Source organism: Rhodococcus sp. K11/5, assembly GCF_055193735.1.
The window spans coordinates 1-15,988 of sequence record NZ_CM143721.1 but is presented as its reverse complement, the minus strand read 5'-3'; the positions used below and the strand labels follow the sequence as shown (position 1 = coordinate 15,988).

The window sequence follows — 15,988 nt, the reverse complement described above, 5'->3', positions numbered from 1 at the left end:
CGAGAAGCGCGAAGTCGAACGCTTTTCGAACCGAGGCACGAGGTTACCGCACACACGGGGCGAAGACCAAAACGCCGTCGGCCGCCGCCCCGCGGGTGCTCAGTCGCGGTCGGCGAGGGTGACTTCCAGACCCCCGACCAGGTCCGACGACATGTTGTAGATGAACGTGCCGACGGTCGTCAACGCCGTGAACAGCACCACGTTGATCAGCCCGATCGCCGCTGCGTACCCGAAGATCTGGCCGGCGGACACCAGGCCGGCGTCACCCGACGTCGCGACGATGTCGGAGAACGCGTTGTTCAGCCGATCCCAGACACCCATGCCGTCGAGAACCATGTAGAGCAGGCCGACGGCCACCATCCACACGAAGAACAACGACACCGAGACCACCAGCGACAGCTTGAGCGTCGACCACGGATCGAGCTTGCGGATCTGCACGGTGGCGCGCAGCGGGTCCGACGTCACCGTCGGCCGTGCCGCGGTGGCGACCCGCTCCGACCGCGGGGACTCCTCGTACCCCGGGTGACGGACCGTCGACAGATCCGGCATGTCCGTCGGTAGCGCATTGCGGGCGATGTTGCGGGTGGGCCCGTCGATGCCCGCCGCCTTCGCCGCGGCGTCGTCGGGGCGTGACGTGCGCGGCTCGTCCTTCACCCGAGGGACGTCGGTACGTGTCGCCTCGTGTTCCTTGGACGTATGCGTCTGCAGGTTGGTCTGCGGCTGCTTCTGCGCTTCACGCGAGTCCCCGGCCGGACCGGAGCCCTGCTGAGGACCCGGACCCGACGGTCCCGGGCCACCCGACTGAGGGGGCCGCGGGCCCCGAGGGCCCTGCTGGTTCGGACCCTGCTGGTTCGGACCCTGCTGATTCGGACCCTGCTGGTTCGGACCCTGCTGGGCGGGCCGTCCCCGGGCGGGACCCTGCTGAGGTGCGCCCTGCGGGCTCGGTGCGGGCCGACCGTTGCCCTGCTGCGACGCATTCGAGCCGGCGGTGCGCGGCTCGGCGTTCTGCCCACCTGAACCTTGCTGATCGGAACCCTGCGGACCAGAACCCTGCGGACCCGGACCCTGCGGACCCGGTCCCTGTGCCGGTCGCGGCCGCGCGGGCGGCTGCTCGTCGCGCGGCCGGTCCGGCGTGGTGCTCGATGCGGGACGCCCGTGACCGGGCTGCTCGGGAGTACTCACGTCTCTCATGACTCCTTGGGTGCGTCGGACTCGTCGACCGGAATGGCTTCCGGCTCGTCCGCGTTACGCGCGATGGCCAGCAGTGTGTCCCCGTCGCCGAGGTTCATCAACCGGACGCCCTTGGTCTGGCGTCCTGCCTTGCGAACCTGCCGGGCCGCGGTTCTGATGACACCACCGCTCGACGTGATCGCGTAGAGCTCGTCGTCGTCTTCCACGATGAGCGCTCCCACCAGGGTGCCACGACGCGGGTCGTACTGAATCGTGAGCACGCCCTTGCCACCTCGACCCTGCGGGGGGTAGTCCTCCATCGCGGTGCGCTTGGAGTAACCGCCCGACGTGGCGACCAGCAGGAACGTACCGTCCTTCACCACGTTCAACGACAGAAGTGCGTCCTCGCCGTTGAATCGCATTCCCTGCACACCGGACGTCGCGCGGCCCATCGGGCGCAACACCTCGTCCGTCGCGGAGAAACGAATGGACTGGCCCTGAGCGGACACGAGCAACAGGTCGTCGTCGGAGCTGCACAGCACCGCACCCACCAGTTCGTCCTCACCGCGAAGGTTCACCGCGACGATGCCGCCGGACCGGTTGGAGTCGAAGTCCGTCAGCTTGGACTTCTTCACCAGACCTGCCTTGGTCGCGAGGACCAGGTAGGGGGCGTCCTCGTACGTCTTGATCTGGATGATCTGGGCGATGCGCTCGTCCGGCTGGAACGCCAGCAGGTTCGCCACGTGCTGACCGCGGGCGGTGCGGTTCGCCTCGGGCAGCTCGTACGCCTTCGCGCGGTAGACCCGACCCTTCGTGGTGAAGAACAGGATCCAGTCGTGCGTAGAGCACACGAAGAACTTGCTGACGATGTCGTCCTGTTTGAGCCCGGCACCCTGCACGCCCTTGCCGCCGCGCTTCTGCGAGCGGTAGAGGTCGGTCCGGGTTCGTTTGGCGTATCCGGTCTCGGTGATGGTGACGACCACGTTCTCGCGGGCGATCAGATCCTCGTCGCTGACGTCGCCGTCGCTGGCGATGATGCGGGTGCGGCGGTCGTCGCCGTACTTGTCGACGATCACCTTCAACTCGTCCCGCACGATCGAACGCTGGCGATCGGGCTTGGCCAGGATGTCCTCGAGATCCGCGATCTCGAGTTCGATCTCCGCGAGTTCGTCGATGATCCGCTGACGCTCGAGAGCGGCGAGTCGACGCAGCTGCATCGCCAGGATGGCGTCGGCCTGGATCTCGTCGACATCGAGAAGCTCGATCAACCCGGTCTTCGCGGTGTCGGCGTCGGGTGAGCGCCGAATCAGCGCGATGACCTCGTCGAGCGCGTCGAGCGCCTTGACCAACCCTCGCAGGATGTGGGCGCGCTCCTCGGCCTTGCGCAGCCGGTACCGCGTCCGACGGACGATGACCTCGACCTGGTGGGCGACGTAGAGCCGAATCATCTGATCCAAGCGCAACGTTCGCGGCACCCCGTCGACGATCGACAGCATGTTCACACCGAAGCTGGTCTGCAGCTGACTGTGCTTGTAGAGATTGTTCAGGACGACCTTGGCCACCGCATCCCGGCGGAGCTTGACCACGATGCGCATGCCGACACGGTCCGAGGACTGATCCTCGATGTCCGAGATGCCCGCGATACGACCGTCTTTGAGCTGCTCGGCGATCGAGGCGATCATGTTGTCCGGGTTCACCTGGTACGGCAGCTCGGTGATGACGATGGTCGTCGTCCCGCGGCTGTCCTCCTCGATGTCGACCACACCGCGCATGCGCACGGAACCGCGACCGGTGGTGTACGCGTCGTGAATCCCCTGCGAACCGACGATCAGGCCGTGCGTGGGGAAATCGGGACCCTTGACGCGCTCCATGACCGCCGCGAGGGTGTCCTCCTCGCTGGCCTCCCAGTTGTCCAGCGCCCAGTACACCGCTTCGGCGAGTTCCCGGAGGTTGTGCGGCGGAACGTTGGTGGCCATGCCGACCGCGATGCCACCGCTGCCGTTGGCGAGGAGATTCGGAATTCGGCTGGGAAGAACCGTCGGCTCGAGGGTACGACCGTCGTAGTTCGCGATGAAATCGACTGTCTCCTCGCCGATGTCGGCCAACATCTCCATCGCGAGAGGCGTCAGACGGCATTCGGTGTTGTGACTGACGAATCCGTTCGTGACGAACGAATGATCATCGGTGTCGACTCGAATGCTGTACACCGGCGCCTCACCGGCGTCCTCCAACGACTTCACCGGCGCGTAGTAGAAGCGGCCGTCGGTCAGCTCCGTCGCGATGGCGGCGGCATCGGTGTCGGTGATGTGCGAGAGAATGTCCGCCGCGCGGTGCTCCCACCGCGACAGACGGTCTATGTTGTTGCGTGCCAACCAGTGTCGATTCGCGGAATCGGAAGCACCGTGGTTCCGGAGAAATTCCGCCAGACCGGGAACTCGATCGGCGCTCATCGACCGGGACTCCGACTCCGGGCTCGCCGATTCGGCGTCGGCCAGCAATGACGTCAACTTGGCCTGCTTCGCACCGCCGAATCCGATCCGAGTGGCGAAGAAGCGCGCTTCCCGACGGCTGCTGATCACGACCTTGTGCTCACCGCTCGCGTGCACGTACCGCTTGCCGACCACACCGAACTCCAGCAGCATCTGCTGCACGTCCTTGGCGAGCTGTGCACTGCGGGTCGAGTACGACACCTGGATCGTGTTGCGCGGCAGTACGGAACACGAACCGTCACCTTCGAACAGCGCTTGCAGGAACACCCGCTTGAGATCCGTCGGCATCTGCCAGACGATCTCGGGAACGGCCTTGGCAGCACTGCGGTGTCCCATCAGGACCCCGAGCGGAGATGCAGCGAACGCCGTCATGTTCTGAACGTCGAGTTCGTAGAGATGCGAGCCGGACTTGATCGTGCGTTCGTAGATGTACCGAGGACCGCCGACCGCGGTGTCGTACGCGGCAACGACCGACGCGAAGAACGCCGCGTCGAGATTGTTGAAGCCGGCCCGCGTGGTCGAGGCGAAACCTTCGCTGACGAAAGCGCCGAAGAGCATCGCGAGTGCAACCTCGGACCATTCCGAAGAACCGAGCTCCTGTGACGGGACCCGCTGCATGACGACGTGATCGGAGGTCGTGATCTCCTCGAGCAGCTTCCACAGCAGCGTCGGAACCCCCGCGACGTCGACCAGGCAGAGCACGGGGTGGTTGACGGTGCCGGTGAGTTCGAACCCCTCGGCGGTGGTGAGCCTGAGGGTGCGGTGGGTACCGGAATGGAAGAGCGCATCGGCGCGCACGGCATTGCCGTGACGGTCCAGCACCTTGAGATCGATGTCGCTGTCGCTGTGGGCGGCCGCACCCGGAGCGATGTCGGCCATGCGGACGCTCTGACCCAGGGGAAGACGGACCAATGCGTCGCCGGTGACGCAATACCTCATTGCGGCCGCGCCATCGTTTCCGCGCGAACCGAAGTTGCCCTGCCCGTCCACCATCGGGTACCGCATCGACCACGGCTGAGCCATGCGCACCAGGGTGTCGTAGATCGACGAGTCACCGTGGGGGTGGTAGTTGCCCATGGTCTCGGCGACCGGCCGGGCGGACTTCACGTAACCGCGATCGGGCCGATATCCGTTGTCGTACATCGCGTACAGCACGCGGCGGTGCACGGGCTTGAGCCCGTCGCGGACCTCCGGCAGCGCGCGACCGACGATGACACTCATCGCGTAGTCGATGTAGCTGTTCTGCATCTCCTGCTGGATGTCGACCAGTTCGATGCGATCGCCCGTGGGTTCGTCGCCGCCGGTCGGGGGCAGGGTGGTGTCGGTCATCAATTCTCCTTGTGCGGCCCCGCCATCCGTGAGCCTCGTGCGGACCTAGGCACGCGTACGAGGACCACGGATCGCGAAGCGCCTATACGTCGAGGAAACGAACGTCCTTGGCATTACGGGTGATGAAGCTCCGGCGGGCCTCGACGTCCTCACCCATGAGGATGGAGAACAACTCGTCCGCGGCCGCGGCGTCGTCGAGGGTGACCTGTCGCAGGACGCGAACCGTGGGGTCCATCGTCGTCTCCCACAGTTCCTTGGCGTTCATCTCGCCGAGGCCCTTGTATCGCTGGACGCCGTCGTCCTTGTTGATCTTCTTCCCGGCTTCGAGACCGGCCTTCATCAGGCCGTCGCGCTCGCGGTCGGAGTAGGCGAACTCGGGATCGGCACCGCGCTGCCACTTCAGCTTGTACAGCGGCGGCATGGCCAGGTAGACGTACCCGTGCTCGATGAGCGGGCGCATGAAGCGGAACAGCAACGTGAGCAGCAGCGTCGAGATGTGCTGACCGTCCACGTCGGCGTCGGCCATCAGCACGATCTTGTGGTAGCGCACCTTGGTGATGTCGAACTCGTCGTGGATACCGGTTCCGAACGCGGTGATGATCGACTGGACTTCGGTGTTCTTGAGGACGCGGTCGATACGCGCCTTCTCGACGTTGATGATCTTGCCGCGCAACGGCAGAATCGCCTGGTACATCGAGTCTCGACCGGACTTGGCCGAACCGCCGGCGGAGTCACCCTCCACGATGTAGATCTCGCACTTGCTCGGATCGTTGGAACGGCAATCGGCGAGCTTGCCGGGCAGACCGCCGATGTCCGTTGCGCTCTTGCGTCGCACCAGATCTCGGGCCCGACGCGCTGCCGTACGCGCCTGCATCGACGAGACCGCCTTGTTGATGATCGCCTTCGCCTCGGCGGGGTTCGCCTCGAACCAGTGGGTGAGGTGCTCGCCGGCGGCCTTCTGCACGAAGGACTTGACCTCGGTGTTGCCGAGCTTGGTCTTGGTCTGGCCCTCGAACTGCGGCTCGCCGACCTTGATGCTCACGATGGCGGCGAGACCCTCGCGGATGTCGTCTCCGCTGAGTTCGCCGTCCTTCTCCTTGATGAGCTTCTTCTCTTTGGCGTACTTCTTCACGACGGTGGTCAACGCCGTGCGGAAGCCCTCTTCGTGGGTACCGCCCTCGTGCGTGTTGATGGTGTTGGCGAACGTGTGCACGGACTCGGTGAAGCTGGCGTTCCACTGCATCGCGACGTCGAGCTCGTGGCCCGGTCCCTTGGCGTTGAAGCCCAACACCGACGGGTGGATGGGCTGCTTCGAGGTGGTCTTGTTGATGTAGCGGACGTAGTCCTCGAGTCCACCGGGGTAGTGATAGGTCTTGGTCTTGACCTTCTGGGGAGCCGCCTCCTCCGCGGCTTCCTCGGACGCCGACTTCGGAGCCTCGGCCACGTCGGTCTCGGCCGCCTCGTCGGCGATGACCTCCACGTCGGACGCCCGCTCGTCGGTGAGGACGATGGTCAGGCCCTTGTTCAGGAACGCCATCTCCTGCAGCCGTCGGGCCACGGTGTCGAACTTGAAGACCGTCGCCTCGAAGATATTCGCGTCGGGCCAGAACGTGATGGACGTGCCCGTGCGGTCGGTCTTCTCGCCCTTGGTCAGCGGTCCGGGGACCGACAGCGAGTACGTCTGGGACCAGTGGTGCCCGTCGCGATCGATCTCGGCCTGCAGGGTGGTCGAGAGCGCGTTGACGACCGAGATGCCGACACCGTGCAGACCACCGGACACCGCGTAGGAATCGGAGTCGAACTTGCCGCCGGCGTGCAGCTGCGTCATGACGACCTCGATGGTCGGCACACCCGACGCGTGCATGCCCACGGGAATGCCGCGGCCGTCGTCGGTGACTCGCACGCCGCCGTCGGCCAACAGGGTGACCTCCACGGTGGTGGCGTGACCGGCCATGGCCTCGTCGACGGAGTTGTCGACGACTTCCCAGATCAGGTGGTGCAGACCGCGCTCGCCGGTGGAGCCGATGTACATACCGGGCCGCTTGCGGACCGCTTCGAGTCCCTCGAGAACGGTGATCGAGGATGCGCCGTAGTCGTTCTTGGGCTTGTCACTCTTGCCTGGGTTCTGGGCAGCCACGGTCAGCTGGTCTCCTTCTCGACTTCGGACAACGCACCGCAATCGCTTCGCAGCAACTATCGGCCGGGGGCACCGTCGAACCGAGGTCCAGGACGGTCGTTACCGGATCATCCTACCGGTAACGACCGACTCGGTTGTACCGACGACACCGAAAAGGGCCCCTCATTCGTCCGCAGACGGATTTTTGCCCCCTTCCGGGCGTCGGACACTGGGTGGACGGCGAGGCGGGTGAGAGGGCCGCGACATCCGTCTCGTCAGAGATCCAGACGCAGTCGGCCCCCTTCGGACCGCGACACGCAGATCAGCATGTGGTCCTCGCGTTCGGCGTCGTCGAGACGTCGGTCCCGATGCTCGGGTGTGCCGTCCAGAACGCGGACGCGGCACGTTCCGCAGAACCCCTGACGACACGAGTAGGGCACGTTCGGCAGAACTCGGCGTACCACCTCGAGCGCCGTGTCGTCGGCCGGAACGTCGAGAACCTCTCCCGTACTCGCGAGTTCCAGCGTGAACGGTTCACCGCCGACCACCGGGGGCGGGGAGAAACGCTCGTAGTGCAGTCGCGTCGCCCCGGTGTTCGACATCTCGGCACGCACCGCCGCGATCATCGGTGGCGGGCCGCAGCAGTACACGGATCCACCGTCCGGAGCGTCGCGAAGAAGGGTCGGGCCCGACGGCACACCGTTCTCGTCGTCCGTGAGGACCGTGACGAATTCCGGTTCCCACGTGGATACTTCGTCGAGAAATGGCATCGACTCACGGGACCGCCCGCAGTAGACGAGGTGCCAGTCCATTCCGGCGGCACGCGCTCGTCGCACCATGGGCACGATCGCCGTCATCCCGATCCCGCCGGCGACGAACAGCGCGCGACCACGCGGGACGAACGGGAACGCATTTCGCGGCCCGGTGACCTCGATGGCCGTGCCGACCTCGAGACCGTGCATCTCCTTCGACCCTCCGCCGCCGTCGGGCACCAGTCGCACCGCGATGGAATAGGCGTCGTCCTCGAGGGGATCACCGCACAGCGAGTACTGCCGACGCCGCCCGGACGGGAGAACCAGATCGAGGTGACTCCCGGGATGCCACGACGGCAACACGTCGCCTTCGGGATCACGGAACGTCAGACCGACGACCTGTTCGTCGTGACACAGGATCATCCGCTCGGACAGGACGAGCGTCCGCGTGGTCGCCCGAGTCGGAGCAGCGACACCGCGGTACTCGGACAGGTCGAGCATCGCGAACAGCTTGTCGAGGCCGTCCAGGATCTGGGCCATGGCCTCGTCGTCCTTGCCGCCGCCGTACAGGTCCTTCGGCAGTACCCGCCCCTCGCGGTACGCGCGGACCGTGCCGAAGACGCGACCGACCTTGCTGTTCGCGTATCTCTTTCTCACCGATCAGTGCGCGGCGGCGCGAGCCGCCGGCGACATCGCCAGGTACTCGACGGCAAGCGCCGTCGAGCTCTCCTTCGACGGGTGGTAGTCCTTCTTCAGGTACCGCGCCGACGCCTTCAGAATGCTGCCCGCCGACGGGAACAGCCCGCGGTCGGTGACCTGCTTGATCCGTCGCAGCGACATCTTCCGATCCTCGGGAGCCAGCGTCGGATCGTTCTCGAGCAGATACTTCAGCCCACGCCCCCACATCGACACGATCGACGGCGTGACCATGATGTACGTCCGAATTCGGCGGAAGCGGCGCGTGTCGAAGTACTGGAGCACGTCGTACGCCACGGCGCGGTGCTCCACTTCCTCCGCACCGTGCCACCGGATCAGGTCCAACATCCGGGGATCGATGTCCGCGGAGTCCAATCGTGATTCCGTCAGCACCCAGTGCCCGAGGAACGCGGTGAGGTGCTCGATGGCCGCGATGAGGGACAACCGCTCGACCAGAGAATTCTTCGTGTCCGTCGGCCGCTTCCCCATGGCGACGCGGAAGATGAACTCGATGTGCTCGAGATACGGCGTCGGGTCGATACCGTTCTGCTGCAGGAATCCGTGAATTCCCGTGTGTGCCTGAGCGTGCATCGCTTCCTGCCCGATGAAACCGATGACGTCGGCCCGCAACTTCTCGTCGTGAATCAGCGGCAGAGCTTCCTTGAACACCCGCACGAACCATTCCTCGCCCTCCGGCAGGAACAGGTGCATGACGTTCATCAGATGCGTGGCGACCACGTCGTCGTCGAAGTAGTGCAGGCGCATGGAGTCCCAGTCGAACGACACCTCGCGGGCCTGCAACGAGACCGGACCGGGATCGGTCGCCTGCAGTTCGGTGGTGCGCAGTTCGGTGGTGCGCAGCGAGCCTGAGTTGCGTTGGTCGATCGACATGATCGAGACCGCCCTTCCGTCGTTCGGACAGCACGGCAACCGACGCACTTGCCGCGTGTCATCCGAGAAATTCGGAAACGATCGCCCCCGCGACCATTCCCCCCGACAGACCAACCTACGCAGCCGTAGCCCACCCGTGCAAGACACCCCGTCCCTGTGGAATCACCTCGAGAACGTCTCGGATCATCCGTACGTGTCACGAGGTCCGCGCCCCGAGATGTGCCGTTCGCCTTTCCTCCAACTCGGGGCCGACGGTCCGGTGATACGCAACGACGTGACCACACCGTCACCCACGGCCAACGCGATTTTCTTGAGGATCTGCGACTGCATCAGTCGTAACTGGGTGGCCCAGGCGGTGGACTCCGCCGACACCACCAACACACCGTCTCGCAGCGCGGTCGGCTCCGCGTGGGACGCGATGTCCTCGCCCACCACGTGACTCCACCGACCCAGCACCGTCCCCTCGTCCACCTTCACGGACCATCCCCGACTCCGCGTGAGCGACGCCGCGAGCGAGCCGAGGGCCTGGGGATCCCGATCGTCGGGTCGCGACGACGACCACGTCCGCGTGCGACGCTGCCGCTTCACCACCGACGAGCGCCCCTGGCCGACCGACTTGCCACTGGCCTTCGCGGCGGCGCGTGCTTCCTCGAGTGCGCGGCGCGCGATGTCGACTCCCCGCAACGGCTCGTCCGAAGCGGTCTTCGGTGTGTCGTCGTCCGTCATGAATTCCGATCCTCTCCGCTCGCGTCGACAGAATCCTCGTCGCCTGACCCGGGATCCGGTGTCCCCGACAGTGTCGTCCCGGGGCCCGACACGGTCGAGACGCGACCGCCGCCGACGTCGTGCGCCACCACCTCGAGCCGTCGTGCGTTCAGCTCGGCCGGGATGTCGCCCGCCACCGCCGCGGTCACCAGCACTTGCTCTGCGGTCAGCGCGACGCCCGCGAGCGCGGTTCGGCGCGCCCGGTCGAGTTCGGCGAACACGTCGTCGAGCAGCAACACCGGATCGGACCCATCGGAACGCAGCAGTTCGAACGCACCCAATCGCAACGACAGGGCGAACGACCACGATTCGCCGTGACTGGCGTACCCCTTGGCCGGCTCCGTGCCGAGGACCAACTCGAGATCGTCTCGATGCGGACCGACCAACGTCACCCCTCGATCGATCTCCCGCGAGCGGACGACCGAGAGTTGTTGCAGGAAAGCCGCTTCGAGAACATCGATGTCGTCCGGCTCGGGAGCACGGGTGATGTCCGAGAACTCGGCGGGCAGCGAGTCCCCCAGGCTGGAGCGGTAGGCGACGGTCGCGGGTCGCGACTGCGGAGCGATGGTCGCGTACGCGGCCGTCACGTGGGGCGCGACATCACGGACGGCACGGAACCGGTGTTCGAGGATCTCGGCACCGAACGCGGCCAACTGGCTGTCCCACACGTCCAGTGTGGCGAGCGCCGTGGCACCGTCGTCGGAGCGCGCCCCTCGTCGCAGCGCCCCGCCCGCCGTCTTCAACAGGGCGGAGCGCTGACGCAACACCCGGTCGTAATCCGCCCGCACGGCCGCCATGCGCGGCGAACGCGCGACCACCAACTCGTCGAGATATCGACGGCGGTCCGTCGGCTCGCCCCGCACCATCGCCAGATCCTCCGGTGCGAAGAGCACCGTGTTCAGAATTCCGAGAATCTCTCGAGGTCGACGCGTCGGCGACGTGTTGATCCGTGCCCGGTTGGCCTTGCCGTCGTTGATCTCGACGTCCACGGACAGTTCGCGATCCCGGTTGACCACCGCGGCGCGCACCAACGCGCGTTCCGATCCACTGCGCACCAACGGCCCGTCGCCGGAGACTCGATGCGACGACAGGGTGGCCACGTACCCCAACGCCTCGAGGATGTTCGTCTTCCCGTGCCCGTTCGGACCGACGAACACGGTCACCCCCGGCTCCAGATCCACCGAAAGGTGTTGCCAGGAACGGAAATCGACCAGAGTGAGGGATCGGACGAACACTCAGGCGCCGGTGGATTCCGTGTTCGGGGCCCGCTGCACAGCGTGTCCACCGAACTGGTTGCGCAGCGCGGAAACCGCCTTCATGGCCGGCGAATCCTCTTGCCGCGAAGCAAATCTCGCGAACAGAGCCGCGGAGATGACCGGAGCCGGCACGGAGTGGCGAATCGCTTCCTCCACCGTCCACCGACCCTCGCCGGAATCCTGTGTGAACCCGGAGATCTCGGTGAACCCGGGATCCTCCTGCAGGGCCTTGACCAGAAGATCGAGCAACCACGAGCGGACGACCGTGCCCTTGCTCCACGCTCGGACGACACCGGTGACGTCCTCGATGAGGTCCTCGGCCGCCAGCAGTTCGTAGCCCTCGGCGTAGGCGTGCATCAGTCCGTACTCGATGCCGTTGTGCACCATCTTGGCGTAGTGGCCGGCACCGACCGGTCCGGCGTGGACGAATCCGTCGGCACGCTCGCCCTCGGGCCGCAGAGCGTCGAAGATCGGCATGGCCCGCTCGACGTCGTCCTTCGTTCCGCCGACCATGAGTCCGTACCCGTTCTCACGGCCCCAGACGCCACCGGACACGCCCGCATCGACGTAACCGATTCCCTGTGCGGACAGCATGTCCGCGTGGATCGCGTCGTCGGTGAATCGAGAATTGCCACCGTCGATGACCAGGTCGCCCTCGGACAGCACCGACGCCAAGGTGGTGACGGTGTCACGAGTGACCGGACCGGACGGCACCATCACCCACACGATGCGGGGAGCCGGCAACGCGCGTACGAGGGCCTCGAGGTCGGGGACGTCCGTCACCTCGGGACGCGGATCGAACCCAATCACCTCGATGTCGTGTGTACGCAGCCGCTCGCGCATGTTGAAACCCATTTTGCCGAGACCGACAAGTCCGATGTTCACGTGAGCACCCTTCGGTGGTCGAGGTGGTGTGCGGGGCGGATCAGCCCGGAAGTCGTACCGGCATGAGCAGATACGTGTACGCGCTCGCCGGGGCGGCGAAGTTGCCGGACTCGTCCGGTTCGAGGGGCTCGTCGGCCGCCGGCCGCAGCACCGCGGGACGACTCGGAGTGGTGAATCCGAACGAGACCTTGTCCGTGTGCAGAGAATTCAGTCCGTCGATCAGGTAGCCGGGGTTGAAGGCGATCACCAGGGGCTCGCCCTGGAAATGCGCTTCGATGGACTCCTCGGCGCGGCCGGCGTCGTCACCACCGGCGGAGAGCGTGACGTTGTCGGACGAGAATTCCAGGCGAACCTGGGCACCGCGCTCGGCGAGAAGCGCCACGCGCTTGATCGCCTCGAGCAGCGGCGGGATCGGCACCGTGGCCACCGCGGTGTGCTCGGCCGGGAGCAGTTGCCGGAACTTCGGGAACTCGGCGTCCAGCAGGCGTGTGGTGGTGCGGCGGCCGTCGCTGACGATGCCCAGCAGACCGTCGTTACCGATGTGGGACGCGGAACCCAGAGCGAGTTCCACGGCCGATTCAGCGCCTCCGCCAATGCTTTTCGCGGATTCCGAGAGCGTCTTCGCCGGAATCAACACCGCGGCGGCCGTACCGTCCGCGGCGGGGGTCCACTCGAGTTCCCGGACCGCGAGTCGGAATCGGTCCGTCGCGGCGAGGACCACGGACGTGCCGTCGATCTCCATGCGAATGCCCGTCAGCATCGGCAGGGTGTCGTCCTTGCCGGCAGCGATGGCGACCTGGCCGATGGCCTGCGCGAACAGGTCCACCGGGACGGTGCCGGTCTGCGAGGGCAGTTCGGGCAACTGGGGGTAGTCCTCGACCGGCATCGTCGGCAGGGAGAACTTCGCGCTGCCGCACGTGATGAGCACCTTGGTGCCGTCGACCGACACGTCGACGGGCTTGTTGGGCAGCGACCGCGTGATATCGGCGAGCAACTTGCCGGACACCAGGACCTGGCCACCGCCGGCGACCTCCACGGGTACACGTACCTGCGCCGAGACCTCGTAGTCGAAACCGGACACGGTCAGGCCCGAATCATCGACCGAGAGCAGCACGCCGCCGAGAACGGGTACTGCCGGACGGGACGGAAGCGAGCGCGCCACCCAGGCGACGGAATCGGAGAAATCTTCTCGAGCGACTCGAAACTTCACACTGCCAAGCTCCATCGCTCGGTTGATCCTCTCGTTCGTCGCGTCGGCGCTCCCGGCGTCGGCCACCCGGTGTACGTCGACACCGATCTGCGGCGACACCGAAGTGCGGCGACACCGATGCGGGCAAGCACACCGTATGCCTTCTCGGCGGTCGGTGGAAAGTCGGCGCCGTCGACGGGCGGTGGATCGACGGTGGTGAGTCCGGTGTCGTCGATCGCCTGTGAACCGATCCGTCCCCACCCTGTTTTGAAAGAGAGGTTCTTCAAGAGAAATACAAGTAGTAGTCATAGGGCCTGTGCATTCTGTGGACGAAGCACATGTTCCGCTGGTCGCACCGCGTGGCGGCTCGAGGATGAACCCGGGCACCGACCGGGCCGTTCGGTGGACGGGTTGTGGACCGTCGTCGACCGTTCGGCGAACTCCAGGTTTCATCCCCGGGCAGTCCACGTTATTCACACAGTTATCCACAGGTGTGAATCAATGGTTCAGGGTTGCTCCGGGGACAAAAAAATCACCGCCGGCCCGGTAGGCACGGCGGTGATCTCTCGGTGGGTCTCAGCGCTTCGAACGCTGTTTGATCCGTGCGGTCAGTTCCTGCACCTGGTTGTAGGTGCGGTGTCGCTCGGCCATCTCCTTGCGGATCTTCTTGTCGGCGTACATAACGGTGGTGTGGTCGCGGCCGAACGTCTGGCCGATCTTCGGCAACGAGAGGTCCGTCAGCTCGCGGCACAGGTACATCGCGATCTGTCGAGCCTGGGCCAGTGCACGGGCCTTCCCCGGCCCGCACAGCTCGTCGATCGTGGTGTCGAAGTACTCCGCGGTCACCGCCATGATCGTCGCGGCGTTGATCTCCAGGTTCGACGAATCCGGCATGAGGTCGTGCAGCACCACCTCGGCCAGTTTGGTGTCGAGCGTGTGGCCGTTGAGCGAAGCGAACGCCGTGACACGAATCAACGCGCCTTCGAGTTCGCGGATGTTGCGCTCGATGCGACTGGCGATCAACTCCAACACGTCGTGCGGCACGTCGAGCCGGTCCATCTGCGCCTTCTTGCTGAGGATCGCGATGCGCGTCTCGAGCTCGGGAGGCTGGACGTCGGTGATCAGGCCCCATTCGAACCGGGTCCGCAGACGCTCCTCGAGGGTGGCGAGCTGCTTGGGAGGACGATCCGACGACACGACGATCTGCTTGTTGGCGTTGTGCAGGGTGTTGAAGGTGTGGAAGAACTCCTCCTGGATTCCCTCCTTGCCCTCGATGAACTGGATGTCGTCCACGAGCAGAACGTCCGTCTCGCGGTAACGACGCTTGAAGGCGACCTTGCGGTCGTCTCGGAGACTGTTGATGAAGTCGTTGGTGAATTCCTCGGTCGAGACGTACTTGACTCGCATGCCGGGAAACAATCGCTGGGCGTAGTGGCCGGCGGCGTGCAGGAGATGAGTCTTGCCCAGTCCCGACGCTCCCCAGACGAACAACGGGTTGTACGCGCGGGCAGGGGCCTCGGCGATGGCGACCGCGGCGGCGTGCGCGAAACGGTTCGATGCGCCGATGACGAACGTGTCGAACGTGTACTTCGCGTTGAGGCTGGTGCTGCCGGAGGACGTCGACGCCGAGCGCGGCGGGGCGGTGTAGGACGTCGGCCAGGAGTTCTGGACGCTGGTCAGCGCATCGCGGTCGTCGTCGACCTCTTCGTGGTCGCCGCCGTCCTGACCGTGATCGGACGGCCCGTGGTCCGAACGTCCGTGGTCCGAACGTGCATGGTCCGAACGTCCGTAGTTCGAGTTCCCGTAATCGGAATCGCCGTAGTCCGAGCTCTCCGAGTCCGACGGCTCGTTGTCGGTGGATTCGGTCAGCAGACGTCGGCGGTAGACCGGGGCGCTTCCCGCGTCCGAGCGTCGGTCGGCGTCGCGTCGGCGGTCCGGTTCCGCGGGGTCCGGATCCACCTGGTCTGCCGTGGGAGCCAGACGGACGCCGAGTCCCTCGACGTTGCGTCCGAGGTGACGGCCGAGCGCGGCCAGGATCGGTTCGCGCAGTCCGCGCTCGACGGCCTCCTGGACGAAGGGCGACGGAACCGAGAGCAGAGCGAAGCCCTGGGCGAGCGTGATGGGGCGGACGAGGGCGAGCCAGGCTTTCTGGGATTTCGACAGGCGCGGTCCGGACTCCGGGTCGGTGGTGAGGTCTGCGACCACCTTGGGCCATACGGCTGCCAGTGCGTCCGGATCGTCGTCCACGATGCCTCCCAGTGAAGATCACGCCAGTGATGATCACGACGGAGGAACCGTGCGATCGAAGAGAACTCGCTGCGGGCTTCTCGGGCGCCGCGTCCGTACCCGAATATGCCACCCGACCAGTGTTTCCACATAATTATCCACAGCTGTGGACAAACGACACCGCTGTAGCTCGGAAACGAGAGCGTGCGACGCGCTGATGCTCG

General features: G+C 65.8%; 10 protein-coding genes. All 10 read right to left on the bottom strand.

The window, feature by feature from the left end; all coding sequences use genetic code 11:
• Positions 1-99: 99 nt before the first annotated feature.
• The 10 genes from ACY466_RS00050 to dnaA all read right to left on the bottom strand — a co-directional run bounded on the left by ACY466_RS00050 (position 100) and on the right by dnaA (position 15,743).
• Positions 100-1,182, bottom strand: a complete 1,083-nt coding sequence (locus ACY466_RS00050) for a DUF3566 domain-containing protein (protein ID WP_463248628.1) — start codon at positions 1,180-1,182, stop codon at positions 100-102.
• A 5-nt stretch (positions 1,183-1,187) separates the two neighbouring features.
• Complete coding sequence (gene gyrA, locus ACY466_RS00045; RefSeq protein ID WP_463248625.1) at positions 1,188-4,988, bottom strand: intein-containing DNA gyrase subunit A; 3,801 nt, start codon at positions 4,986-4,988, stop codon at positions 1,188-1,190.
• Positions 4,989-5,070: 82 nt separating this feature from the next.
• The gene (gene gyrB, locus ACY466_RS00040) at positions 5,071-7,125 is read right to left on the bottom strand and encodes a DNA topoisomerase (ATP-hydrolyzing) subunit B (RefSeq protein ID WP_463248623.1); all 2,055 of its coding nucleotides are present in this window, start codon (positions 7,123-7,125) and stop codon (positions 5,071-5,073) included.
• Positions 7,126-7,379: 254 nt separating this feature from the next.
• Positions 7,380-8,513, bottom strand: a complete 1,134-nt coding sequence (locus ACY466_RS00035) for a PDR/VanB family oxidoreductase (protein ID WP_463248620.1) — start codon at positions 8,511-8,513, stop codon at positions 7,380-7,382.
• A gap of 3 nt (positions 8,514-8,516) precedes the next feature.
• A complete protein-coding gene (locus ACY466_RS00030; RefSeq protein ID WP_463248617.1) occupies positions 8,517-9,443 on the bottom strand; it encodes a metal-dependent hydrolase in 927 nt (308 codons plus the stop codon).
• 183 nt (positions 9,444-9,626) lie between these two features.
• Positions 9,627-10,169, bottom strand: coding sequence for a DUF721 family protein (locus ACY466_RS00025; protein WP_463248614.1), 543 nt, complete (start codon positions 10,167-10,169; stop codon positions 9,627-9,629).
• On the bottom strand, positions 10,166-11,443 hold the full coding sequence (recF, locus tag ACY466_RS00020; protein ID WP_463248610.1) for a DNA replication/repair protein RecF: 1,278 nt from the start codon (positions 11,441-11,443) through the stop codon (positions 10,166-10,168). The genes ACY466_RS00025 and recF overlap by 4 nt, the downstream gene beginning before the upstream one ends.
• Positions 11,444-12,349, bottom strand: coding sequence for a phosphogluconate dehydrogenase (NAD(+)-dependent, decarboxylating) (gene gnd, locus ACY466_RS00015; RefSeq protein ID WP_463248607.1), 906 nt, complete (start codon positions 12,347-12,349; stop codon positions 11,444-11,446). It lies immediately after the preceding gene.
• Positions 12,350-12,389: 40 nt separating this feature from the next.
• The gene (dnaN, locus tag ACY466_RS00010) at positions 12,390-13,574 is read right to left on the bottom strand and encodes a DNA polymerase III subunit beta (protein ID WP_463248604.1); all 1,185 of its coding nucleotides are present in this window, start codon (positions 13,572-13,574) and stop codon (positions 12,390-12,392) included.
• A 540-nt stretch (positions 13,575-14,114) separates the two neighbouring features.
• Positions 14,115-15,743: a chromosomal replication initiator protein DnaA gene (gene dnaA / locus ACY466_RS00005; RefSeq protein ID WP_463252390.1), complete on the bottom strand. Its 1,629-nt coding sequence runs from the start codon at positions 15,741-15,743 to the stop codon at positions 14,115-14,117.
• Positions 15,744-15,988 lie beyond the last annotated feature (245 nt).